This window comes from Cyanobium sp. L1E-Cus, assembly GCF_024345755.1.
GTDB lineage: Bacteria > Cyanobacteriota > Cyanobacteriia > PCC-6307 > Cyanobiaceae > Cyanobium_A > Cyanobium_A usitatum.
Window position 1 is genome coordinate 1 of sequence record NZ_JAGQBS010000011.1, and the last position, 23082, is coordinate 23082.

Genomic DNA, 23082 nt, shown 5'->3' on the forward strand with positions numbered 1-23082 from the left:
CCATGGCATCAGCAGGGGTGCTGACGGCGGCGGTGAGGAAGTTGCAGCCCTCTAGGTAGGAGCTGGCAATTCCGTGGGTGTACCAGGAAGTGACAAAGGTGGTGCCGGTGAGCCAGCCACCCAGGGCGAGATAGGCCGTGGGGAACAGGAGCAGACCAGACCACCCCACAAATACGAAGCGGTCGCGCTTGAGCCAGTCATCGAGGATGTCGAACCATCCCCGCTGCGGCGCGCGGCCTAAGGCGATCGTCATGAGAGCGGCTTCATGAAGCGTTACATCGGAATACTACGGGTCACAACCGTCAGGTGCGCAAACCCACCGCAACGCTGAGCAGATTTACCTAGGGGCCGCCAGTTGCGTTTTGCCCAAGTCGCTTCTTGCACCATGGGGGACGGGATTCGCCACAGTGGGGCCAGCCCAACCCCCTTCCATGTACGTAGTCGAGCTCTCCCTCAAGCTCAGCCCCATGCCTGTTGCCGTTCAGCGCAAGGAGTTGAACGATGCCCAGGTCCTCTACAACCAGGTGCGGCAGGTCCTCGAAGGCGATGGCCCCCGACTGCTGGAACTCACTTGCGAGAAGGAGGAGGAAAAGCGGATCACCTTGCTTTGCAGTGAAGTGGTTGCGGTGCAGCTGTACGAGAAATCAGCCACGGGTAGTGGCGGCAAGCGCCCCGGTTTCAGCTTCGACAGCTGAGCTGCCACGGCATCGCGCTGGAGCCACCCGGTCATGACGACTCCTCTAACCGTTGAGCGCCTGAGCTTCGCCTGGCCCAATGGCCGCCCGGCCCTGCGTCACTGCAACCTGCAGATCCCTAGGCCAGGGCTATGGATGCTGGTGGGCACCAATGGCAGTGGCAAAAGCACTTTGCTGCGGTTGATCGCCGGGCTGCTGGAGCCCCGCAGCGGCCGCATTCACGCTGCCGGCAAGGCCGCACTCGTTTTTCAAAACCCAGATCATCAGCTGCTGCTGCCCAGCTGCGCCAGCGACCTGCAACTAGGCTTGTCAGCAGATTTAAGCGACGATGAACGGCGCTCCCGAGTGGCCGAATCCCTTGCCCAAGTGGGGTTAGGCGGTTTTGAAGAGCGGCCGATCCACACCCTCAGCGGCGGCCAGAAGCAGCGCCTGGCCATAGCCGGCGCCCTTGCCAGCGACGCCGATCTAGTGCTGCTGGATGAACCAACCGCCCTGCTAGACCCCGACAGCCAAAACGGGGTTTTGCAGTTGCTCTGGCAGCTCACCCACCGGCCCGCAGCCCCACTCACTGCCCTTTGGATCACCCACCGGCTTGAGGAGCTGCAGCACTGCGATGGCGCCGCCTTGATGGAGCACGGCTCCGTGGGGGGCTGGCAGAACGGACAGCAGCTAGCCCAGCGCTTGGCCCCCTTGCAGGGCGGCAGGGCCGAAGGGTAAGGTCTTCGGACCGGTTTGATCCGGCTTATTCCTCGGTAGCTCAGCGGTAGAGCGATCGACTGTTAATCGATTGGTCGCAGGTTCGAATCCCGCCCGGGGAGCTTATTCACCAAACCGCAGCCCTTGGGTTGCGGTTTTTTAATGGCCTTGCCACAACAAAAAACCAGGAAGAAATCCTTAGGATTCCTGCCGAAGATGACCGCTTCAGGGCTTGCCGCCACTGGCCTGAGTCAGGCGAAAGAGTGCGATCCGGCTCGATCAGCCCAAAAAAATCGTTTCAGCAAGCCCTAAATAAGCGCCGGAACTCGCCCTTTCGGGCAAAAACGGAGAAAATGCGCTGAAGTTCGCTGCGGCAGTAGCGATTGCTCCACCACCTCATTCCATGAAGCCTTGCATCCTGCTGATCGAAGACGACAGCGACATGCGCGAGCTGGTGGCAGGCCACCTAGAGCATGGCGGCTTCGACGTACAGCGAGCTGAAGACGGCATCAAGGGCCAGGCCCTTGCCCTGCAATACAGCCCTGACCTGATCCTGCTGGATCTGATGCTGCCCAAGGTGGATGGCCTCACCCTCTGCCAGCGCCTACGGCGCGATGAGCGGACTGCCAAGATTCCGATCCTGATGCTCACGGCCCTCGGCAGTATCAAAGACAAGGTGAGCGGTTTCAATTCCGGCGCCGACGACTATCTCCCCAAGCCCTTCGATCTCGAGGAGTTGATGGTGCGGGTTAAGGCGCTGCTGCGCCGCAGCGACCATGCCCCCCTATCCACCAAGCACAACGAAATCCTCAGCTACGGCTGCATCACCTTGGTGCCGGAGCGCTTTGAAGCCATCTGGTTTGACGAGCCGGTGCGCCTCACCCACCTGGAATTCGAACTGCTGCACTGCCTGCTGCAGCGCCACGGCCAAACCGTGGCCCCTTCCCTGATCCTCAAGGAGGTGTGGGGCTACGAACCTGACGACGACATCGAGACCATCAGGGTGCACGTGCGCCACCTACGCACCAAGCTCGAGCCCGATCCCCGTAAACCCCGCTTCATCAAAACGGTGTACGGCGCCGGCTACTGCCTGGAGCTACCCAGCGAAAGCCAAGCCAAGGCCAGCTGATCAGATCCCGGCCAACTCCAGCAGGGCCACTTCCCAGGCCAGCCGCGGCTGCACGTAGGCGCGCAGCTGGCTGCGCAGGAGTTCCAGACGCTGGAGCTGGGCCACCGGGGCCTGCCGCCTCCATAACGCCAGCTGCCACCAGCCAAGCAGCCATAGCTGTTGTTCAGCATCAAGGGCCTCTGCCAGATCCCTTGCCAGGGCCAGGGCCTGGAGGGGCTCCGCAGCTGCTGCCAAATCCAGCAACCTTGCCGCCAGCCCCTCAGGCAGGGCTGCCCAGGCCTGGCGGCAACGCAGCAGGCCCCCCGGCGAACCTGCAGCCAGCTCCAGCAGTTCAGGGGGATCGGCCGTTGGGGCGGGCTCACCGCAGCGCTCCAGCACCACCGCCAGCTGCTCGGAGCTGAGCCGGGTGAAGGGGATCTGCTGGCAGCGGGAGCGAATCGTAGTGAGCAGCTGCTCTGGCTTCGCCGCGATCAGGATCAACAGGCCCTCGCCGGGCTCCTCCAGGGTTTTGAGCAAGGCATTGGCTGCCCCCTCCGCCATCGCCTCGGCGTCCTCCAGCACCACCACACAGCCCCTGGCTTCCACGGCCCGGCGGGATAAAAAGCGCGAAACGTCGCGAATCTGCTCAAGCCGCAGCTGGGGTGCAGCCCGCCGCGCCAAACCCAGCTCCTCGGCCTTGGAAGCCGGCACCAACTGGCCTTTGTCCTGATAGGTGGGCTCGACCCAGAGCAGATCGGGGTGATTTCCCTCCTGCAGACGCCGGCGGATACCGGCATCGCCTTGAAGCCCTGCCAGCACACCCTCCAAAAAGCGCAACGCCGCCAACCGCCGCCCGACGCCATCTGGGCCGGCAAACAGATAGGCCGGCGCCAACCGCCCCTTAACCAAGGAGGCCTCAAGCAGGGCTACGGCCCTGGTCTGACCAAGCAGGTCCTCAAACAGGGCCGTCATCGGGGCGAACCAGCCGCAAGCTCGGCCAGCAAGCCGCAGCAGGCTGCCGCCACCTGCTCCGGTGCCCCGGTGGCATCAACCCGCCGCCATCCCCGCCCTGCAGCCAGGGCCGCAAAACCCTCGATAACCCGCTGCAGAAAAGCCTCACCGCTGGCCTCGATGCGGTCGGCAGTGCGCTCACCGCGGCGGCGCAGGGATTCGGCCAGGGGCAACTCGAGCCACAGGGTGAGATCGGGGGCCAGGCCTCCCGTAGCAAGCTCCTCCAGCTGGGCGATACGGGCCAGGTCGAGGCCGCGGCCATAGCCCTGATAGGCCGCCGTGGAGCCGCTGTAGCGATCGCTCAGCACCCAATGGCCGGCCGCCAGAGCCGGCCGAATGCATTGCTCCACATGCTGGGCCCGATCGGCGGCGTAGAGCAGCAGCTCGGCCATTGGCTCCGGCGCCGCCTCACCCGGGGGGTGCAGAAGCAGCTGACGCAGGGCGGCCCCCAGGGCAGTGCCACCCGGCTCCCGGGTCACCAGCAGCTCGGCCCCGGGGGCCAGCAAGCCACTGGTGGGCAACCAGCGGCGTAGAGCCTCGATCTGGGTGCTCTTGCCACAGCCATCGATGCCCTCAAGCACCACGAACCTGCCTTGGGGAGCCACTGCCGACCATGACACCTGGAAATCAGCTGTCATGGTCCCTCCCATCCTGCAACAACAGGGCATTTGCCACCACCGTGATCGAGCTAAGGGCCATCAGCAGGGCAGCCAGCGGCGGGGTGAGCAACACCCCAAAGCCGGGCAGCAACACGCCGGCTGCCAGGGGCAGCACGATCAGGTTGTAACCAAAGGCCCAAGCAAGGTTTTGGCGCACCTTGGCCATGGTGCGGCGGGCCAGCAGCAGGGCCCGCACAATGCCGTCGAGCTGCTCGCCCATCACCACCAAATCGGCGCTGTCCTGGGCGATCTGGGTGCCCGTGCCGACGGCGATGCCAAGGTCTGCCGCAGCCAGGGCAGGGGCGTCGTTGATGCCATCACCCACCATCGCCAGGGCGCCGTAGGCCGGATGATTCAAGATGCGCTCCAGCTTCTGCTCGGGCCGCAGTTCCCAGGCCAGCTCGGCCTCAACCAGACCCAGCCTGCTGCCCAGCTGCTGCACCGGCTCACGCCGATCGCCACTGAGCAGGCCAAGCTCCAGATCCATGCCCCGCAGTGCTGCCAGCACCGCCGCCGCGTCCGGGCGGGGCTGATCATTGATTGCTACTAATCCGAGCAGGCCCAGCTGGTCGTCGGCCAAAGCCAGAACACTGGCCCCTTGACACTCGAGCAGAGCCTGGCGGGCAAGCAATGGAGCTGAGGGCGCCGGCTCCACCCAGGCCAGCCGTCCAACCCGCAACCGCCTGCCCTCAACCAAGCCCGCCACGCCTTCACCGGCTGTGGTGTGGGAATCACCCAGCTCAAACAGCGCCAGATCACGGCGTTGGGCTTCCTGCAGCAAGGCCTGGCCCAGGGGATGGCGACTGCCCGCTTCAAGGCTGGCAGCCAGTTGCACCAGCCGATCGGCATCAAGATCAGCGAGAGGCTCCACCGCCGCCACCAAGGCACGCCCCAGGGTGAGGGTGCCGGTTTTATCGAACAGCACAACCTGGAGGCGGGCAGCGGTTTCAATCGCATCACCACCGCGAAACAGCAAACCCTCCCGGGCCGCCCTACCGGTGCCCACCGTGATGGCGGTGGGGGTAGCTAGGCCCAGGGCGCAGGGGCAGGCCACCACCAACACCGCAATTGCTAATTGCAGGGCCAATGCAAAGGGGGTTTCGGCGCTGGTGCCGAGCACCCCATGGCCGGCGTGGCCCCCGGCATGACCGGCGGCATGGGAGGAGTTGAGCACCTGGGGCCAGATCTCGGTGCCTAGCAGCCACCAAAAAAGCAGCGTCGCCACCGCTAGAGCCAGCACCACCAGGGTGAAACGCCCGGCGATCCGGTCTACGAGGGCCTGAATTGGCGCCTTACGCGCCTGGGCCCGCTCGACCAAATGGATGATCCGGGCAATGGCGCTATCGGCCCCACAGCGACTCACCTCCAGCACCAGGGGCGCCTCCAAATTGAGGCTGCCGGCAGCGAGCTCGCTGCCGGCAGCGGCCTGCAGGGGCAGCGGTTCGCCGGTAAGGCCTGAAACATCCACCGCCGAGCAGCCCTCCAGCACCACGCCATCAACTGGCACCCGGTCTCCGGGCAGCAACCGAAGGCGGTCACCGGGGCGCAGGCCGCCAACCCGCACCGGACGCGGAGGCCCATCACCAAGCAGCAGCAGGGCGGTGTCAGGTTGGAGCTCAGCGAGCTGCTCGAGGGCACGGCCGGTGCGAAAGCGGGCCCGTTCCTCCAAAAAGCGGCCCAGCAGCACAAAGCCAAGCAGCATCACCGGCTCATTGAAAAAGCAAGGCCAGCCGGTGTGGGGCCAAAGGAAGGCCACCAAGCTGGCCCCATAGGCACTGAATACCCCCAGCCCCACCAGGGTGTCCATGCTGGGCAAGCCGGCCAGAGCTCCCTGGATTCCCCGCACCAAAATCGGCCGCCCGGGCCCTGCCAATGCTGCAGTGGCCACCAAGGCGTGAATCCAGAGGGCACCTAGCCCCGCCCCTGGCAGATGGCCGAGCACGGACACCAGCAGCAGCACTAGGGCAACCACCAGCTGGCGCCACTGTTGCCACCAGCTGCGCGCCCGCAAGCGCTCCCGACGACTCGACAACTCGACTTCACTGGAGCGCAGTCGCGCCTGGAAACCCAGCTCTGCCAAGGCCTCAACCAGGTTCCCTTGATCCGCTTCCGCAGAGGCGAGATCGACCCAGGCAGTGCGGGTTAAGAGGTTGACGCTGGCCTGGCGCACCCCGGGCTGATCCAGCAGGCGCTGCTCCACGGCCCGCACGCAGCCACCGCACTTCATCCCCTCGATCTCCAGCAGGAGGGGCTCCAGCAGAGGCGGCTCCTGGAGCGAGTGCAAGGCCAAGCAGGTAAAGGAGTCGGCCCAGGCTAGGGACATCCGCCAGGATGGGCCCACGAAGTCCGCAGACCCAGCCCGTGCCCCGCAGTCAGCGCAACGACAACTTCATCGATAAGAGCTTCACGGTGATGGCCGACTTGATTCTCAAGGTGCTGCCCACCAACCGTCGCTCCAAGGAGGCCTTCGCCTACTACCGCGACGGCATGAGCGCCCAGGCCGACGGCGAATACGCAGAAGCCCTTGAGAACTACGAGGAGGCGCTAACCCTCGAGGACGACCCCAACGACAAGGCTTTCATCCTCTACAACATGGCGTTGGTGTTTGCCTCAAATGGTGACCACGCCAAAGCGCTTGACTTCTACGGCCAGGCACTGGATCTCAACAGCAAGATGCCCCAGGCCCTTAACAACATGGCGGTGATTCACCACCACCTCGGCTCAATTGCCGAGGAAAGCGGCGATGCCGATGAAGCTGACCGCTGTTTCGATCAGGCCGCCGACTTTTGGGGCAAGGCGATCCGGCTGGCACCAAACAACTACATCGAAGCCCAGAACTGGCTCAAAACCAGTGGCCGCGGCAGCGTCGACGTGTATTTCTGAACCGGATTAACCCCGGTCGTCGGCCGGATTCACCCCCAGGGCGGCTACCAGCGCCTCAGCCACGCCACCGGCCTCCAGTAGCTGCAGACCAAACCCAGCGGCCGCCTTGGCCAGGCCCGTGCCCCTCGGCACCACCGCCCTGGTGAAGCCCAGCCGCGCCGCCTCCTGCAGCCGCAGCTCCAGCTGCCCCACGGGCCGCAGCTGGCCGCCCAGGCCCAGCTCCCCCACCAGCACCGTGCCGGGCGGCAGGGTGAGGTCGCGGTAGCTGGCCACCACCGCCGCGGCCACGCCGAGATCCGCCGCGGGCTCCTCCACCTCCAGCCCACCGGCCACCGCCAGATAGCAGTCAAAGCGCGACAGGGGCAGGCCCAGGTGCTTTTCGAGCACGGCCAAGATCTGGTGCAAGCGATTAACGGCGATGCCGGTGGCGCTGCGCCTCGGGCTGGCGTAACTGGTGGTGCTCACCAGGGCCTGCATTTCCACTACCAGGGGTCTGGTGCCCTCGCAGGCCACGATCGTGGCGGTGCCGGCGCTGGGTTCATCGCCGCCGAGAAATAGCTCGCTGGGGTTGGTCACCTCGGCCAGGCCCCGATCACGCATCTCGAAAACGCCCAGCTCATGGGTGGCGCCGAAGCGGTTTTTCACCGCCCGCAGCAGCCGGTGGCTGGCAAAGCGGTCGCCCTCAAAGGTCAGTACCGCATCAACCAGATGCTCGAGCACCTTCGGACCCGCCAGGGCGCCCTCCTTGGTCACGTGGCCCACCAGCAGCAGGGCAGTGTCCTGGCGCTTGGCGATGCGGGCTAGGGCGGCGGCACATTCCCGCACCTGGGACACCGAGCCAGGGGCGCTACCCAGTTCGGCGTCATGGAGGGCCTGGATGGAATCAATGATCGCCACCGCTGGCCGCAACGCCTCCAGCTCCTGCAGCACCAGCTCCAGATCGGTTTCGGCGAGCAGCTGAAAATCAGCCCCAGCTTTGGATTCGCCAGCTTCGAGTTCGCCAGCTTCTGGTTGAACAGGAGACGCCTCGGCCAGGCGACGCCAGCGCAGCTTCACCTGCTGGGCCGACTCCTCCGCACTCACATAGAGCACCGACGCCCGACCCGCCATAGCGCGGGCGCTCTGCAGCAGCAGGGTGCTCTTACCAATTCCCGGGTCGCCGCCCACCAGCACCAGGGAGCCGGGCACCAGGCCACCGCCCAGCACCCGATCGAATTCGCCGTAGCCGCTGCTAAGCCGCTGCAAGGCCCGCTCGCCCACCGCTTGGATCGGCTCGGAGCGTCGCGGCTGGCCGGCGACAACGGCTTCAGCGGCAGCAGCCTCGGCCACCGGCCGCCGGCGCCGACTGTCGGCCGCCGGAGCAGCTTTTTGCTCCACCAATGTGTTCCAGCTACCGCAGCTGGCGCACTTGCCAAAAAACTGGCGGGCCTGGGCTCCGCAGCTAGTGCATACAAAAAAAGTGCTGGGCTTGGCCACGAACTAAGGGCGGAGGAGAGAGGGCTGTATGAAGAAAGGTGGCATTGAATAAATTTCGCCCCCTCCCGCCTTTTCAGTGGGGGCTATCTGATGTAGCAGCCCGGCTGCAGTGATGACGGCATCCGCCCCAACCACCACCCTCGGGAACAATCACGGCAAGGAAATAATCCTTGTCGTCGACGACGAAGCCAGCATCCGGCGGATCCTGGAGACCCGGCTATCGATGATCGGTTATCAGGTGGTCACAGCCTGCGACGGCATCGAGGCCTTGGAATTGTTCAAGACCACTCAGCCGGATCTGGTGGTGCTCGACGTGATGATGCCGAAGCTTGACGGCTATGGCGTCTGCCAGGAGCTCCGCAAGGAATCGGATGTGCCGATCGTCATGCTCACCGCCCTAGGCGATGTGGCAGATCGCATCACCGGCCTCGAGCTCGGCGCCGACGACTACGTGGTGAAACCCTTCAGCCCCAAGGAGCTGGAAGCTCGCATCCGCTGCGTGCTGCGCCGGGTGGAGAAGGACTCCATCGCCGGTTCTCCCAATTCCGGGGTGATCACGGTGGGCGAACTGCGCATCGACACCAACAAGCGGCAGGTGTATCGAGGTGATGAGCGCATCCGCCTCACCGGCATGGAATTCAGCCTGCTGGAGCTGCTGGTGAGTCGCAGCGGCGAACCCTTCAGCCGGGGTGAAATTCTCAAGGATGTGTGGGGCTACACCCCGGAGCGTCACGTGGATACCCGGGTGGTGGATGTCCACATTTCCCGTCTGCGCTCCAAACTGGAGGATGATCCGGCCAACCCCGAGTTGATCCTCACAGCTCGCGGCACCGGTTATTTGTTCCAACGCATCGTTGACGCCGTTGCCTCCGAAGGGACCTGAAAAGCGCGCCAAGCCCAGCCGGGCCATCCGCCGGCTGGTGATCTGGTATCGCCGCAACGCGGCGGTAACCAGCCTGGTGGATAGCGCCACTTCTGCCGCCAGCTCCGCCGCCAACACTGCTGGCAATGTGGCTGGCACCGCCACCAGCGTGGCCGGCAACATGGCCAACACGGTGCTGCAGCCGCTGGTGTTCGACCCCCTACGCCGCCTGCAACGGGGCTTGGGCGGACCGGGCGAAGACACTCCGATCAACGACTCCGACCGCCTCTGGGTAGCGGTGGATGGCATGGGTGGGGACCACGCCCCTGGGCCAATTCTGGAGGGCTGCCTGCGGGCCGTGGAATTGTTGCCCCTGCGTGTGCGTTTCGTGGCCGAAACGACCCTGCTACAGGCCGCCGTGACCGCCATGAGCCTCCAGGACGAACTCAACGAAGCCGTGGCTCGCGGCCTGATCGAGCTTGTGGCCAGCGGCCCCTCAGTGGGCATGAACGAAGAGGCCACGGTGGTGCGCAAGAAGCGCGACGCCAGCATCAACAAGGCCATGGATCTGGTGAAGCAGGGCGAGGCCACGGCGGTCTATTCCGCTGGCAACTCCGGCGCCGTGATGGCTGCGGCGATATTCCGGCTGGGCAGACTCAAAAGCATCGATCGCCCAGCCATCGGCGCCCTATTCCCCACCAAAGACACAGAACAGCAGGTACTGGTGCTCGATGTGGGCGCCAACATGGATTGCAAGCCCGCCTACCTGCACCAGTGGGCGCTGCTTGGACACATCTACAGCCGCGATGTCTTGCAGGTGGCCGAGCCCCGCATCGGCCTGGTGAATATCGGCGAAGAGGAGTGCAAGGGCAACGAGCTCTGCCTGCGCACCTACCCCCTGCTGGCAGAAGAAGAGCGCTTCACCTTCGCCGGCAACTGCGAAGGGCGCGACATCCTCTCGGGCCAGTTCGACGTGGTGGTGTGCGACGGCTTCACCGGCAACGTGCTGTTGAAGTTCCTGGAATCCGTGGGCAGCGTGCTGCTGGATGTGATCAAAGAGGAACTGCCCAGAGGCCGCCGCGGCAAGGTGGGCTCGGCCTTCCTGATCAATAACCTGCGCCGCATTAAAAAACGACTCGACCATGCCGAACATGGCGGCGCCCTACTGCTCGGGGTTAATGGGGTATGCGTAATCGGCCACGGCAGCAGCAAGGCTCTCTCGGTGCTCAGCGCCCTGCGCCTGGCCCACTCCGCCGCCAGCCACGGTGTGATGGCGAACCTCCTCGCCCTCAGCGAAGCGGGCAGCCCCGAAGCGCCAGTCGCCTGTGATTGACTGAGCCAACTGTGAGCCTTTCCCGGTGTCGCTCGGCGGAGTCAACACACCAGAGCTAAACGCAACGGGCCTGCTGGGCATGGCCTTAGTTGGATGCGGCAGCGCAGTGCCAGCCGCCAGCATCACCAATCAGCAACTCAGCGAAAGGGTTGACACCAATGACGAGTGGATCCGCACTCGAACTGGCATTGGTGCCCGCCGGATCGCAGGCCCCAGCGAATCCCTCACCTGCCTAGCCAGCCGCGCCGCCCAGGCCGCCCTCGACCATGCCGGCTGGAGCCCAGACGATGTCGACCTGATCCTGCTGGCCACCTCAAGCCCCGACGACTTATTCGGCACAGCGCCGCGGGTGCAGGGGGCCTTAGGCGCCAGACGCGCGGTGGCCTTCGATCTCACCGCAGCCTGCAGCGGCTTTCTGTTTGCCTTGATCACCGCCAGCCAGTATTTGGGCAGCGGAGCCATGAAGCGGGCTCTGGTGATCGGCGCCGACCAGCTCAGTCGCTGGGTCGACTGGGACGACCGCAGCACCTGCGTGCTGTTTGGCGATGGTGCCGGCGCCGTGGCAGTGGAGGCTTGCGGAGCGCAAGACAACGGCCTACTGGGTTTCCGCATGCGCTCCGACGGCAGCCGCAACGGCTGCCTAACTCTTGCCCAGCTGGATAAACACGCACCCCTGCTCGGGGAGCTCACGGCCCAGCGGGGCGGCTTTGCCCCGATCCAGATGAACGGCCAAGAGGTCTACAAATTTGCGGTGCGAGAGGTGCCGGCAATCCTCAGCGAGTTGCTGGAAGCCACCGGCACCGCCCCCGAGCAACTCGACTGGCTGCTGCTGCACCAGGCCAACCAGCGCATCCTCGACGCCGTTGCCGACCGCTTCGCCATAGACCACAGCCAGGTGCTGAGCAACCTGGCCCTCTACGGCAACACCTCGGCCGCCACGATCCCATTGATGCTGGATGAGGCCGTTAAGGACGGCCGGGTGCAACCTGGCCATCTGCTGGCCAGCAGCGGCTTTGGCGCCGGCCTTAGCTGGGGTGCAGCTCTCCTGCGCTGGCAGGGCCCCACCGACTGAGACCTAATCTCCTGCCGACTTAGTTAGACGGTAAAGGTATGGGCATTGCCTGGGTGTTTCCTGGCCAGGGCTCGCAGAAAGTGGGCATGGCAGAACCGGTGCTGCAGCTGCCTGGCGCCCGGGAGCGTTTCGAGCAAGCCTCAGCCCTGCTGGGCCGTGACCTGCTGGCGATCTGCTCAGGCACGGGGGGTGGCGGCGACCTAAGCGATCTCAACGACACCCGCAACACCCAACCGGCCCTATTTGTGATTGAAAGCCTGCTGGCAGAAGCCCTGCAGGCCCAGGGACGGGTGCCCCAACTAGTAGCTGGCCACAGCCTGGGCGAGCTGGTCGCCTTGCATGTGGCGGGGGTGTTCGACTTCGCCACCGGTCTGCAGCTGATGAAAAGCCGCAGCACCTTGATGGCCGCTGCCGGCGGCGGCGCCATGACGGCGGTGATGGGCTTCGAGCGCAGCGAGCTGGATGACCTGGTGGCAGCCACCGAAGGGGTGGTTGTTGCCAACGACAACAGCGACGCCCAGGTGGTGCTCTCCGGAAGCGCCGAGGCGGTGGCAGCCGTCAGCAGCAGCTTGAAGTGCAAACGGGCGATTCCCCTGGCCGTTAGCGGTGCCTTCCACTCCCCCTTCATGGCGGCAGCAGCCACCGCCTTTGCCACCGAGCTGGAATCGGTGGCCTTCGCCGATGCGGCGATCCCAGTGCTCAGCAATACCGATCCCAGCCCCGAAACCAACGCCGCCGCGCTCAAGGCCCGCCTTGTGCGTCAGATGACCACCGGCGTGCGCTGGCGCGAAACCATGGCGCAGTTCGGGGCTCTGGGCATCGATCTCGTTGTGGAGATTGGACCTGGAGCCGTGCTCAGCGGCCTAATCAAACGCAGCTGCCCGGGCATCCAAACCGCCCAGATCAGCAGCGCCGCCGACCTGGCGCTATGAGCCAATCAAGCCAGCCGCCGGCCCTGATCCGCACACCGCCGCCGAGCCTCACCTACCGGCTGATCAGCTATCTGCTGGTGTTTCCGATTTACCGGTTGTTGTTTCGCGGGCGCACCGCTGGCAATGGCAACGTGCCAAGGCAAGGGGCTTTGGTGGTGGTGGCAAACCACGGCTCCCACCTTGATCCCCCCCTACTAGGCCACGCCCTTGGCCGGCCAGTGGCCTTCATGGCCAAGGCAGAGCTGTTCAGGGTGCCGATACTCGGCGCCATCATCCGGGCCTGCGGCGCCTACCCGGTGTCCCGAGGTGCCAGCGACCGCGAGGCCATCCGCACCGCCACCAACCGCCTGCTCGAGGGTTGGGCCACCGGCGTATTCATCGACGGCACCCGCCAGAGCAATGGCCGGGTGAATGATCCCCAGGCTGGCGCCGCCCTGCTGGCGGCCCGAGCCGGCGTGCCCCTGCTGCCGGTGGCGATCATCAACAGCCACCGGGCCCTGGGGCCTGGGCAAGCGGGGGCACGGCTACTGCCCATTCACATCCGCATTGGCACGCCAATTGCACCACCCGCCTCACGGCGGAGAGCCGACCTCGACGTCGCCACGGCCGCCTGTCAGGCCCAGATCAATGCTCTGCTCGACCAGGGTTTGATCAATGGCCGCCAGCTGGGCCCAGCTGGCCAGGCAGGCGAGCTGCCGCCCAGTCCTTGAGGTCTCGGCCACTCAGCACCCACAAGGCAGCCCGGAGTCCATCGCCCCACACCTTGCGCCGCCCCTCCGGCTGACAGCGATCACCACAGGAAACCGGCACCGGAGTGAGGTGGATGCCGCGGCTGCCGGCCACGATCTTTCCCACCAGCAGAGCCCGGTCCATGTGGTCACTGCTGGTGACTAGCAGGGCGTGCCGGATGCGGGCTTGGCGCAGATCGTCCACCAGGGAGGTGAAATTGGAAAGGGTGTCGCGAGCTCGGTAGTCAAGCTGCACCTGGTGGGAAGGCAATCCCTGGCGTTGCTCAAACAACCAGTGGGCATATTCAGGATTACTGCCGCCACTGACCACCACCGGCAACCCCCGGCGGGCCGCCAAAGCCGCCGCCTCCCGCTCCCGCGCCAGATCGCCGCCCAGCACCAGGATCATCTGGGCTGGCGGGGGCGCCGGCCACCACCAACCGCGCGACAGCCAAAGAAAACCACCTGCCAGCAGCAGCGCCACCAGCCCCCAGGGGCTGGGGCGAGGCCGGCGAGAGCGCCGCTTGCGGGAGCGCCCCTGAACAGGGCGAAGGGAAGGGCGCTGCCGTGGATGGGGTTGGGACACCATCAGAGCGCCGCAACCGGCGAAGTGGGGTAGGAGGGCAACACGGGCTGCCAGGGGGCTGCAAGGCCCTGATCTGCCGCCTGCACGCTTAGCTCAAGCAATTGCTCAACGTCGTTGGGCAGCAGGGCCGCGGCGGACAGCTGGGGACCCGGCGGCAAGGGCGTATCTGGGGCAAACAGCCGGGGCGCCTGCAACTCGATGATGGCGCGATCTGGGCCAGCAGGGGCATAGAGCCCAGCCACCACGCCGCGGCGCGGCAGCTCCTGCACCAACCAGGTTGGCTCGCCAATCCCCAGCCGCCGGGCCACCAGCAAAAAGCTGCCCACCCCGTCGAGGGGCAACTGCAACTGCTGGGCCAGGGTGCGGGCAAGCACCACCGTGAGCCGGGTGCCGGTGAACCCGCCTGGACCAGTGGCCACCGCCAGGCGGCTGAGCTGGGGCCACTGCTCAGCTGGCAATAGTTGTTCAATGCAGCTGAACAGCTGATTGGAGAGCTCTCGGCCGAGGGGAAAGGCGCGCACCACAGTGCGGCCCGCCAGAGCGCTTGGCCCGTCAAGCCAGCGAACTCCTACGCCGAGCACCTCACTGGAGCTGTGCAAGGCCAAAACAGCAGCCATCAGCTTGTCCTCATCGCGGCAGGGCTGCGCCTGGGCAGAGACGCTGCCAGCGGCCCGCATCCCGCTGAAAACTGCCGCAGGCGCGCACGTCCCACTCCACTCCCACCCCACCTGCGGCAAGATCCTGCACCTGCACGTGAATGCGTGGCTCGGTCGGGCTGAGATCGGGCTCCAGGCAGAGGTGGGGTGCACCGTGCTGGCGCTCCACCGCGTGGTAGGCCTGACAGCGGTCGACCCAGTGGCAATCCACGCAGATGCACATGCTGCCCAGGCTGAGCCAGAAGCCCATTGTGACGGCTCACCGCCCCACTGGCGAGGTGGCAGAAGAGCTGTGGCAGCGCCTGCTGGCCGAGCCCTGGCCCCTGCCCCGAGAAGCCCTGCCACCTGGCACGGCCCTGGTGGGCGGCGCCGTGCGCGATGGTCTGCTGGGGAGCCTGGAGCGCCAGCCGGACCTGGACGTAGTTGTGCCTGGAGATGCCCTAGCCCTGACCCGCCAGCTAGCCAGGGACCATGGGGGCACCTGCGTGGTGCTGGATGCGGAGCGCAGCATCGCCCGGCTGGTGCTGGGGGGCTGGAGCCTCGACCTGGCCCGCCAGGAAGGTACAAGCCTGGAAGCAGACCTGGGGCGCCGGGACTACACAATCAATGCCATCGCCCTGCCCCTGCCCGCCGCCGGCGCCGCTGCGGCAGCCCTGGTGGACCCCACCGGCGGTCTCAGTCACCTGGGCAGCCGCCAGCTGGTGGCGGTGAGCGAAGCAAATCTGCTCGCCGACCCCCTGCGCCTGCTGCGAGGCATCCGCCTGGCCTGCTGCCTGAACTTCGAACTAGACCCCACCAGCCGCCGCTGGATTGAATCCCATGCCAGCCAGCTCGCCCAGGTAGCCGGCGAACGGGTGCTGGCGGAGCTGGAGAAATTGGCCTGCGCTGCCTACGGAGAAACGGGCCTGGCCCTGGCCCTGGAATGCGGCCTACTAGGGAGTTGGGGCGCCGATGCCACTATCACCGGTACAACTGAGACGGGTGCCGCCGCCCTAAGCGCACTGGGCCTGGATCAAGCCCAGGATCGGGGCCTGGAAGCCGAAGAAATCTCTTGGGCCCTGCCTCTTGCGCGCCTAACTGCCCTGCTGCCCCCCGAAGCCCTGGCCGGCCTGCGCAGCAGCCGCAGGCTGCAGCAACGCAGCCGGGCCCTGCGCCACTGGCGCCAGGAGCTGGGCTCAGTGGGTGGCTGGGATGGGCTACCGGAGGCTGGACGCCTGGCCCTATGCAACGCATTGGAGGCCGATCTGCCCGCCCTGCTGCTGCTGCTCCCCCAGTCGGCGGCGGGCCTACTGGAGCGCTGGCGCCTGCCAAGCGACCCCCTGTTCCATCCAGCGCCGCCCCTAGATGGCCTCAGCCTGCAGCAGGAGCTGGCGATTCCCCCAGGCCGCCTGCTGGGGCGCCTGCTCGCACACCTAACCCTCGAGCGAGCTTTCGGGCGACTAGCTGCAGGGCCTGAGGCCCATGCAGAAGCCCGCGCAGAAGTGCTGGCGGCGGCACAAAGCTGGTGGCAGCAACACGCACGGGAGGGAGGCGAGGACCGGCGGCGTGATTAACTTTCTGATGTAAAGGCGCTTCGAGAGGCTTCTCTTCGCCTGCAGAAAGTTTTTCTTCCTCCTTCCCCATGAGCATTCGCCTCTACGTCGGCAACCTGCCGCAGACCTTTGATGCCAAGGAGCTCGAGGCTCTGTTCAGTGCCGTGGGTGAAGGAGTGCGTTTCAAAGCCGTCAACGACCGCGACACCGGCGCTTGCCGCGGCTTCGGCTTTGCAAATGTCGAAGATCAAAAGACTGCCGAAACGGTGATCGAGCAGCTCAACGGCAAGGATTTCGGCGGCAATGCCATGCGCATCGAAATCTCTGAGCGCAAGGACAGCCGCAGCCCTGCCCCCGGCGAGCGTCGCCCCGGCGGCGCGGCTCCCACCGCTGCCCGCAAGGCCGTCAACAAGGTTGTGCACGCCGACAACGTCGATAGCGAAGCTCCCGATCCCCGCTGGGCCGGCGAACTGGCCAAGCTCAAGGACCTGCTGGCTAATCAGAAGGCTGCTGTCTGAGCCAAGCACTTACTGATACGGATCCGATCCCCAGCGTCTTGAACTGGCAGGGACATCGGATCCACTTGCTTGCAGCGGGCTCGCCGAGCAGCACCGACCGGGTTGTGCTTATCCATGGCTTTGGGGCGTCTGTGGGCCATTGGCGCCACAACCTGCCGGCCCTCGCTCCCCATGCCCGGGTGATCGCCCTCGACCTGCTGGGCTTTGGCGCCAGCGATAAGCCTGTTTCGCGATTAGCTCAAGAGCCGCCAAGGCAGGGCGCTGTTCAGTACTGCTTCGACCTCTGGGGCCGCCAGGTAGCCGACACGGTGCGGCAATTGCTTCTGACCGAACCTGGCAGCGGCCCAGCCCAGCCCCGCGTGCACCTGGTGGGCAACTCGATCGGCGCGATGGTGGCCCTCACCGCCGCCAGGCTGCTACTGGCAGAGGGTTTCCCACCCTTTCAGGTGATCCTGATCGACTGCGCCCAGCGCACCCTCGACGACAAACGGGCGGCCAAGCTGCCGGGCTGGGAACGGGCCAGTCGCCCTCTGGTGAAGCAGCTGGTGCGGCAGCGCTGGGTGATCGCACCCCTGTTTCGCCTACTGGCTCAGCCGGCCTTCATTCGCAGCGTGCTGGCGCGGGCCTACCCGAGTGGTGCCCACATCGACGACGAGCTGGTAGCCCTGCTGCACCGACCCAGCACCAATCCAGGTGCCACGGAAAGTTTTCGCGGCTTCGTCAACCTGTTTAACGACCACCTAGCCCCCGAGCTACTGGCCGACCTAAGTGCCGCCATCCCGCCGCTGCCGGTTCGCATGATCTGGGGGGAAGCTGATCCCTGGGAGGATCCAGCTGAGGCACGCCGCTGGGCAGATCAATACTCCTGTATTCAGGATCTACGCGTGCTGCCGGGGCTTGGACACTGCCCCCACGACGAAGCACCTGAGCTGGTGAATTCAATTCTGCTGGAGTGGATTAAAGGCGGCGCTACTCAGCGCACCTGAGCGACCAGATAGGAAAAAGGTAGATCGAATAGCTTGCCAGCCCTAGGCACAAAGGCTCGCTTGTTAAAAACGTCGTAGTGGTGCTCCTCAATTACATCAAGAATGCCCCTATATAGCCGCAGCGATGCCCATACGGGCCATCGAGCGTCGGGAGCAAGCCAGCGCACTCCTGCCTCTGAGCGGGCAAACCACATTCGAGCTCTCTCTAGCTGAAATCGCATCAGAGCACGCCAATTGTCGTTAACAGTGCCGGCAAGTAATTCGGCTTCGCTATAACCAAATCGCTCCAGATCTTCCTGGGGAAGGTAAATACGCCCTCTAGAACGATCTTCGCCCACGTCGCGAAGAATGTTGGTGAGCTGGTTGGCGATGCCGAGGGCTACAGCTGCGTGGGAAGTATCCGGCCGATCACTCCAAGGGGCGCTTGTGTAGGCAGGATCCAATCCCATCACCTCCTGAGTCATCAGGCCAACGGTGCCTGCCACCCGGTAGCAGTAGAGCTCTAGATCTTCAAAGGTGGGGTAACGGTGCAGGCGCAGATCCATCCTCTGCCCCTCGATCATGTCTAAATAAGCCTGCAAGGGCTGGGGGTAACGCTCCATCGTGTCCCGCATAACCAGATCAAGGCCATCGCAAACCTCGCCAGCAAACAGGGCCCTAGTGCGCTCCTCCCAGGCATCTAGGCGATCTGCCAGCTCTGCCACAGGACGGGCTTGGGCCTCCGCACTATCCATCAGCTCATCTGTGCGGCGGCACCACACATAAATCGCCCAAATCGCCCGACGCTTGGCCGGCGGCATCAACAAGGTGCCCAGATAAAAGGTCTTAGCCCACTCGGCCGTCTCCTGCCGGCAGGCCTCATAAGCCTTCTCCAAATTTGGGAGCGAGGACACCACCACGACTAGACCGCCGTACCAATCGCTTGGGCACACTGCTTACCGCTAAGCACCGCCCCCTCCATTGAGGCCAGGTAGCGCTGCATGGTGTAGCAGCCGGCCAAGAAGAAGTTGGGGATCGGCGAGGCTTGATCGGGCCGCAGTTGCTGGCAGCCAGGCACGGTTTTGTAAACCGACAGCGGTGTTTTGACCACGATCGACTTGCGCAGAGTGGCCTGGTCGTTGCCGGTGAAGTGCATCGGGAATAGGCGCTTGAGCTCTTCCATCGTGGCGGCCACGATGTCCTCGTCAGAGCGACCAATCCAGTCTTTGGCTGGGGCAAAAACCAGCTCGAGCATCGAGCGCTCCGGATCCTCGTATTCCTTACAAGTATTGCTCATGTCTGCATAGACGCTCAGCAGCGGGCTCCGGCTGAACAGCAGGTGGTCAATATCGGTGAGCTTGCGATCAAACCAGAGGTGAATATTGATCACCGGCACCCCATTGAGGCCGTCGAGCTTCTTGAAATAGGGAATCTCCTTCCAAGCCTCAGGCAGCAGCAGCTTGAAGGGATCTACCGGCATGGCACTCACGTAGGCGTCAGCCGTAAGCGTGCGGGGCTCCTGGCCCTTGATGCCACCAATCTGGAAAGCCTTCACCGTGCCATCGGCATTGAGCTCGATCTGGCGCAACGGGGAATTCAGGTGAACTTCCCCGCCACGGGCTTCGACGTAATCGACGATCGGCTGGCACAAGCGCTGCGGTGGGTTGCCATCAAGGAAGGCCATCTTGGAGCCATCACCCTCCTGCAGGAAGCGATTTAGGGCGGTGAGCACCACCGTGCTGGAAATTTCATCGGGATCGATGAAGTTCAGCGCCTTGGCCATGGCGATGAATACCTCGTCATTTACCCGCTCGGGAATGTTGTGCAGCCTCAGCCACTCGGTCCAGGAATACTTATCGCATTCTTCTACATACTGCTGGCCGCGCAAAATTGCCGGCACCAAGCCCATGCCGAAGGCAATCTTCTCGGGCCAGGTGAGCAGGTCGTTGTTGCTGAGAATGGCCGCCAAACCATTGAAGGGGGCGGGGATGTCGGGGAAGTCAAAGCGGCTGTAGGTGCCTGGCGTCTCCATTTGGTTGAAAATCATCGAGTGGCTTTTCCACTGCAGACGGTCTTCGATATCCAGCTCCTTAAACAGCTGGCGCATGTTGCGGTAAGCGCCGAAAAAGATGTGCAAGCCGGTCTCATACCAGTCTCCGTCTTCGTCCTGCCAGGCCGCCACCTTGCCGCCCAGCACATCGCGGGCTTCCACCACCACCGGCGTATGGCCGGCATCACAGAGGTACTTCGCGCACGACAGCCCGGCGAGCCCTGCTCCGGCAATGACGACGCGCATACCAACTTTCAAAAATCCAGATGCAACCTTAAAGGGGGCGACTGACCCCTGCGGCTGGGGGGGGTTTCTAGAGTTGGTGCATCGGGTGCCCGCAATCCCCTCCCCATGGCTGACCCTCGCCTCGCTGACTCACTCCCTGCCGAATCCCGCCCTGCAGAGATCTTGCTGAAGTCCACCACCCGCCACGTGCGGCTGTTCACCGCCCGGGTGGAGGACGGCAACCTGCTGCCTGATCCCAGCCAGCTCACCATGGATGTGGATCCCGATAACGAGTTCCTCTGGGACGCCCCGGTGCTGGCCAAGGTGCAAGACCACTTCCGCCAGCTGGTGGCCGCCCAAGCCGGCGCCGACCTCACCGAATACAACCTGCGCCAGATCGGTTCGGAGCTGGAAGGGCTAATTCGCCAGCTGCTCCAAGCCGGCGAGCTTCGCTACAACCCCGATGCCCGGGTGCTCAATTACTCCATGGGCCTGCCCCGCAGCACCGAAAGCCTGTGAGCCGCTCCCGCTACAGCTCAGATCGCTACGCCGGTGAGCGCCCGGATGAGGGTCGTCCCCCCGGAGGGCGGTACGCAGATGATGCCTATGAGCGGGGCGGTCGCCGCAATGAGCCCAGGCGGCCGGCCGGGGGCGGCAATAAAGGCGGTCCTGGTGGCCCTGGTCCTGGTGGCAATGGCCCTGGCGGCACAGGCCCCTTTCAGTTCAACGTGGGCACCCTGGCGATCCTGGCTGGAGTGCTGGTGGTGGGCATCGGCATCGGCACCGCCATCTCCAGTACCACCCAGGGCGACCAGGGCAACATCGCCAGCAGCCAGCAGCTCGACATGGCGGTGCCTGATCCGGAGTTCTGTCGCCAGTGGGGCGCCAGTGCCTTCGTGATGGACGTGGAGCTTTACACCACCATGAACCCCAGCTCCAGCTTCGTGACCCAGCCGGAGCTCAAGGCCGGCTGCGTTATTCGGCGGGAAAACTGGAGCGTGTTGCAGAAGGAAGGAGCCGTAACCAACGAACAGATGCGCCAGTGCAAGCAGCGCATGAACACCTTCGCCTACATCGGCTCAGTGAAAGACAAGCCAATCGTGCGCTGCGTCTACCAAACAGACACCAGCCAAAACAAATTCCTTACCAAGGGCGTGGCTGATGACACGGTGGGAGTCACGCCTGAAGCTGATCAATTTTGAAGCAGATCAGTTCTGAGTGAGAGCCTCCTGCTGCTGCAACGGCCGGCGCAGGGGGCTATCGGGGCTGGCAAACACGGGCAGAACCTCCTTGCGGAAGGCATCGGCAGCCCGGGAGCAATAGCGGGCTGGATGGGTGATCAGCTTCAGCTGGCGGCGCACGAGTAGGTCGGCCACATGGGGACGATGCAGGCTGCCAGCAGAGAGCTCCCGCTCAATTGAGACCACCGGCAGGAAGGCAGCCCCAAGACCCGACTGAACGGCGTTTTTGATCGCCTCAAAGGAATTGAGCTCCATCTCGATCTTGAGCCGGCCCACATCCAGCCCGGAGCGGGCCAGCAGCTGATCGACCATTTTGCGGGTGGTCGACTGGGCATCAAGGCAGACAAAGCCCAGCCGGTAGAGGTCGTCTTTAGTGAGCTCGGGCAGGCGGGCCAGCGGATGCTTCACCGGCAGCACCAGGGCCAGCTCATCGCTGGCATAGGGCACCACCTGCAGCAGCTCACAAAGCTCCGTTGGAAGCTCGCCGCCGATGATCGCCAGATCCACCTGGCCGTTAGCCACGCTCCAACCCGTGCGGCGGGTGCTGTGCACCTGCAACTGCACCGCCACTTCGGGGTACTTCTGCCGAAACAGACCAATCATTCGCGGCATTAAATAAGTGCCGGTGGTCTGGCTGGCGCCAACGATGAGCGAGCCGCCGCGCAGGTTGTGCAGGTCTTCTAGAGCCCGGCAGGCCTCCTGGCACTGGCTCAGGATTCGGTCGCAGTAGCTGAGCAGCAGGTGGCCGGCCTCGGTGAGTTGGGCCTTGCGCCCGCCCCGGTCAAACAGGCTGACGCTGAGCTGCTTCTCCAGATTCTGAATCTGCAGGCTCACAGCCGGCTGAGTCACATAAAGGCTGTCTGCGGCCTTCTTGAAGCTCCCCTCAGAGGCGATGGCCCGCAGGATGCGGAGCTGATCAAGAGTGAAAGGCAGGTCTGCCATTGGGTTGCCTGGATCGGCCGGAGCCTGCCAGCTGGCTAGTTCAAAACTCTAAGGGGGAAGCCTGGCAGCGAGAATCGAGAGCTTCACAACTCCCCATCCGGCCCGTGCCCCCCAGCTCTTCGCACCACAGCAGCTGGGTAATGCTCGCCCTGTTGCTGGCTTTCGCCATAGTTCACAGCGGCGGAGCCTCGCTGCGGGTGTGGGGCGCAGCAAAAATTGGCGAACGGGCCTGGCGGCTGCTGTTTGCCGCGGTGAGCATCCCCTCAGCCGTGGTGGTGATCGGCTACTTCCTGGCCCATCGCTACGACGGGGTGCGCCTCTGGAATCTCCAGGACCAGCCCTGGATCGTGCCCGTGGTGTGGGCCGGCACCGCTATCAGCTTTTTGTTTCTTTATCCAGCCACCTACAACCTGCTGGAAATCCCGGCGGTGCTCAAGCCCCAGGTGCGGCTCTATGCCACCGGCATCATCCGCATCAGCCGCCATCCCCAGGCCGTGGGCCAGGTCCTCTGGTGCGCCACCCACCTGCTCTGGATCGGCAGCAGCTTCATGGTGGCCACCTGCGCCGGCCTGATAGCCCACCATCTCTTCGCTATCTGGAACGGCGACCGGCGCCTGGCCAAGCGCTTCGGTAGCGCCTTTGAGGAGCTGAGGGCTAGCACCTCGATCCTTCCATTTAGGGCGATATTGACCGGCCGCCAGCAGCTGGTTCCCAGCGAATTTCTAAGGCCAGCCCAGCTGGGCATTGCCATTGCCGTAGGGGTGTTTTGGTGGGCCCATCGCTTCATCGGCCTCGGCGCAACGAGCTTCGCTCGCACAGGCTTGGCCCACCTACTGGGCTGAGTACGGCTCGCCGCGAAGCCCCCGCCCATGGGCGAGCCCGCACAGGCCTGGATATGCACCTGTTTGGCTG

Annotated in this window: 25 protein-coding genes, 1 tRNA gene and 1 pseudogene; 16 read left to right on the plus strand and 11 right to left on the minus strand. The window is 64.7% G+C overall.

The genetic code is table 11. The features are described from left to right. Positions 1 to 253: pseudogene (locus KBZ22_RS10685) on the minus strand (photosystem II D2 protein (photosystem q(a) protein)); the annotation flags it as partial. A 178-nt stretch (positions 254 to 431) separates the two neighbouring features. On the opposite strand from KBZ22_RS10685, the gene KBZ22_RS10690 reads away from it, so the two are divergent. The 4 genes from KBZ22_RS10690 to KBZ22_RS10705 all read left to right on the plus strand — a co-directional run bounded on the left by KBZ22_RS10690 (position 432) and on the right by KBZ22_RS10705 (position 2520). Then, complete coding sequence (locus KBZ22_RS10690; RefSeq protein WP_255021957.1) at positions 432 to 695, plus strand: hypothetical protein; 264 nt, start codon at positions 432 to 434, stop codon at positions 693 to 695. 33 nt (positions 696 to 728) lie between these two features. Beyond that, complete coding sequence (locus tag KBZ22_RS10695) at positions 729 to 1412, plus strand: ABC transporter ATP-binding protein (RefSeq protein WP_255021958.1); 684 nt, start codon at positions 729 to 731, stop codon at positions 1410 to 1412. Positions 1413 to 1441: 29 nt separating this feature from the next. Further along, positions 1442 to 1513 (plus strand) — tRNA-Asn (locus KBZ22_RS10700). Between the two features lie 281 nt (positions 1514 to 1794). Further along, the gene (locus tag KBZ22_RS10705) at positions 1795 to 2520 is read left to right on the plus strand and encodes a response regulator transcription factor (RefSeq protein ID WP_255021959.1); all 726 of its coding nucleotides are present in this window, start codon (positions 1795 to 1797) and stop codon (positions 2518 to 2520) included. Here the strand turns inward: KBZ22_RS10705 and KBZ22_RS10710 are convergent, their stop codons facing one another. Genes KBZ22_RS10710 through KBZ22_RS10720 form a run of 3 tightly spaced genes read right to left on the minus strand, consistent with a single transcriptional unit; the run spans position 2521 to position 6492 of the window. Further along, positions 2521 to 3471 carry a DNA polymerase III subunit delta' gene (locus KBZ22_RS10710; protein ID WP_255021960.1) on the minus strand — a complete coding sequence of 317 codons (951 nt, stop codon included), beginning with the start codon at positions 3469 to 3471 and terminating at the stop codon, positions 2521 to 2523. Beyond that, positions 3468 to 4148, minus strand: a complete 681-nt coding sequence (gene tmk / locus KBZ22_RS10715; protein ID WP_255021961.1) for a dTMP kinase — start codon at positions 4146 to 4148, stop codon at positions 3468 to 3470. Before tmk ends, KBZ22_RS10710 begins: the two co-directional genes overlap by 4 nt. Next, positions 4138 to 6492, minus strand: coding sequence for a heavy metal translocating P-type ATPase (locus KBZ22_RS10720; protein ID WP_396111982.1), 2355 nt, complete (start codon positions 6490 to 6492; stop codon positions 4138 to 4140). The genes tmk and KBZ22_RS10720 overlap by 11 nt, the downstream gene beginning before the upstream one ends. A 38-nt stretch (positions 6493 to 6530) precedes the next feature. Between KBZ22_RS10720 and KBZ22_RS10725 the strand changes: the two genes are divergently transcribed. Next, entirely contained in the window at positions 6531 to 7052 is a 522-nt protein-coding gene (locus tag KBZ22_RS10725; RefSeq protein WP_255021962.1) for a photosystem I assembly protein Ycf3, read from the plus strand. A 6-nt stretch (positions 7053 to 7058) separates the two neighbouring features. On the opposite strand, the gene radA is transcribed toward KBZ22_RS10725, so the two are convergent. Continuing rightward, positions 7059 to 8528 carry a DNA repair protein RadA gene (gene radA / locus KBZ22_RS10730; RefSeq protein ID WP_255021963.1) on the minus strand — a complete coding sequence of 490 codons (1470 nt, stop codon included), beginning with the start codon at positions 8526 to 8528 and terminating at the stop codon, positions 7059 to 7061. A 112-nt stretch (positions 8529 to 8640) separates the two neighbouring features. Between radA and rpaB the strand changes: the two genes are divergently transcribed. The 5 genes from rpaB to KBZ22_RS10755 all read left to right on the plus strand — a co-directional run bounded on the left by rpaB (position 8641) and on the right by KBZ22_RS10755 (position 13437). Beyond that, on the plus strand, positions 8641 to 9411 hold the full coding sequence (gene rpaB, locus KBZ22_RS10735) for a response regulator transcription factor RpaB (RefSeq protein ID WP_255021964.1): 771 nt from the start codon (positions 8641 to 8643) through the stop codon (positions 9409 to 9411). Further along, a complete protein-coding gene (gene plsX, locus KBZ22_RS10740; RefSeq protein WP_255022017.1) occupies positions 9392 to 10723 on the plus strand; it encodes a phosphate acyltransferase PlsX in 1332 nt (443 codons plus the stop codon). Before rpaB ends, plsX begins: the two co-directional genes overlap by 20 nt. Positions 10724 to 10802: 79 nt before the next feature. After that, positions 10803 to 11795: a beta-ketoacyl-ACP synthase III gene (locus KBZ22_RS10745; RefSeq protein ID WP_106632649.1), complete on the plus strand. Its 993-nt coding sequence runs from the start codon at positions 10803 to 10805 to the stop codon at positions 11793 to 11795. Positions 11796 to 11833: 38 nt separating this feature from the next. Continuing rightward, positions 11834 to 12727, plus strand: a complete 894-nt coding sequence (gene fabD, locus KBZ22_RS10750; RefSeq protein ID WP_255021965.1) for an ACP S-malonyltransferase — start codon at positions 11834 to 11836, stop codon at positions 12725 to 12727. Continuing rightward, on the plus strand, positions 12724 to 13437 hold the full coding sequence (locus KBZ22_RS10755) for a 1-acyl-sn-glycerol-3-phosphate acyltransferase (RefSeq protein WP_255018850.1): 714 nt from the start codon (positions 12724 to 12726) through the stop codon (positions 13435 to 13437). The genes fabD and KBZ22_RS10755 overlap by 4 nt, the downstream gene beginning before the upstream one ends. On the opposite strand, the gene KBZ22_RS10760 is transcribed toward KBZ22_RS10755, so the two are convergent. From KBZ22_RS10760 to KBZ22_RS10770, 3 genes are read right to left on the minus strand one after another with little or no spacing between them, the layout of a single operon-like run. Continuing rightward, the gene (locus KBZ22_RS10760; protein ID WP_396111985.1) at positions 13379 to 14044 is read right to left on the minus strand and encodes a YdcF family protein; all 666 of its coding nucleotides are present in this window, start codon (positions 14042 to 14044) and stop codon (positions 13379 to 13381) included. The genes KBZ22_RS10755 and KBZ22_RS10760 overlap by 59 nt on opposite strands. Then, the gene (gene tsaB / locus KBZ22_RS10765) at positions 14044 to 14658 is read right to left on the minus strand and encodes a tRNA (adenosine(37)-N6)-threonylcarbamoyltransferase complex dimerization subunit type 1 TsaB (RefSeq protein ID WP_255021966.1); all 615 of its coding nucleotides are present in this window, start codon (positions 14656 to 14658) and stop codon (positions 14044 to 14046) included. The genes KBZ22_RS10760 and tsaB overlap by 1 nt, the downstream gene beginning before the upstream one ends. Before the next feature lie 10 nt (positions 14659 to 14668). After that, positions 14669 to 14920 (minus strand): Ycf34 family protein, encoded by a 252-nt coding sequence (locus tag KBZ22_RS10770; protein ID WP_255021967.1) that lies wholly within the window; start codon positions 14918 to 14920, stop codon positions 14669 to 14671. A gap of 28 nt (positions 14921 to 14948) precedes the next feature. Here KBZ22_RS10770 and KBZ22_RS10775 point away from each other — a divergent pair, with 28 nt between their 5' ends. From KBZ22_RS10775 to KBZ22_RS10785, 3 genes are all read left to right on the plus strand, one after another. Beyond that, positions 14949 to 16250, plus strand: a complete 1302-nt coding sequence (locus KBZ22_RS10775; protein ID WP_255021968.1) for a CCA tRNA nucleotidyltransferase — start codon at positions 14949 to 14951, stop codon at positions 16248 to 16250. A gap of 68 nt (positions 16251 to 16318) precedes the next feature. Then, positions 16319 to 16747, plus strand: a complete 429-nt coding sequence (locus KBZ22_RS10780; RefSeq protein WP_106632655.1) for an RNA-binding protein — start codon at positions 16319 to 16321, stop codon at positions 16745 to 16747. A gap of 38 nt (positions 16748 to 16785) precedes the next feature. Beyond that, positions 16786 to 17733 (plus strand): alpha/beta fold hydrolase, encoded by a 948-nt coding sequence (locus KBZ22_RS10785; protein ID WP_255021969.1) that lies wholly within the window; start codon positions 16786 to 16788, stop codon positions 17731 to 17733. Here KBZ22_RS10785 and KBZ22_RS10790 read toward each other — a convergent pair. Both KBZ22_RS10790 and pds read right to left on the minus strand, forming a co-directional pair. Continuing rightward, positions 17721 to 18626, minus strand: a complete 906-nt coding sequence (locus KBZ22_RS10790) for a phytoene synthase (RefSeq protein WP_396111988.1) — start codon at positions 18624 to 18626, stop codon at positions 17721 to 17723. The genes KBZ22_RS10785 and KBZ22_RS10790 overlap by 13 nt on opposite strands. 8 nt (positions 18627 to 18634) lie before the next feature. Beyond that, positions 18635 to 20008 carry a 15-cis-phytoene desaturase gene (gene pds, locus KBZ22_RS10795; RefSeq protein WP_106632657.1) on the minus strand — a complete coding sequence of 458 codons (1374 nt, stop codon included), beginning with the start codon at positions 20006 to 20008 and terminating at the stop codon, positions 18635 to 18637. Between the two features lie 105 nt (positions 20009 to 20113). Between pds and KBZ22_RS10800 the strand changes: the two genes are divergently transcribed. Together KBZ22_RS10800 and KBZ22_RS10805 are read left to right on the plus strand one after the other, a co-directional pair. Next, positions 20114 to 20506: an NAD(P)H-quinone oxidoreductase subunit M gene (locus tag KBZ22_RS10800; RefSeq protein ID WP_255021970.1), complete on the plus strand. Its 393-nt coding sequence runs from the start codon at positions 20114 to 20116 to the stop codon at positions 20504 to 20506. Next, positions 20503 to 21189, plus strand: a complete 687-nt coding sequence (locus KBZ22_RS10805) for a DUF3172 domain-containing protein (protein WP_254941389.1) — start codon at positions 20503 to 20505, stop codon at positions 21187 to 21189. Before KBZ22_RS10800 ends, KBZ22_RS10805 begins: the two co-directional genes overlap by 4 nt. A 6-nt stretch (positions 21190 to 21195) precedes the next feature. Here KBZ22_RS10805 and KBZ22_RS10810 read toward each other — a convergent pair whose 3' ends face one another. Further along, positions 21196 to 22170 carry a LysR family transcriptional regulator gene (locus KBZ22_RS10810; RefSeq protein ID WP_254941390.1) on the minus strand — a complete coding sequence of 325 codons (975 nt, stop codon included), beginning with the start codon at positions 22168 to 22170 and terminating at the stop codon, positions 21196 to 21198. A gap of 140 nt (positions 22171 to 22310) precedes the next feature. On the opposite strand from KBZ22_RS10810, the gene KBZ22_RS10815 reads away from it, so the two are divergent. Next, complete coding sequence (locus tag KBZ22_RS10815) at positions 22311 to 23012, plus strand: NnrU family protein (protein WP_254941426.1); 702 nt, start codon at positions 22311 to 22313, stop codon at positions 23010 to 23012. The last annotated feature ends 70 nt before the right edge of the window (positions 23013 to 23082 follow it).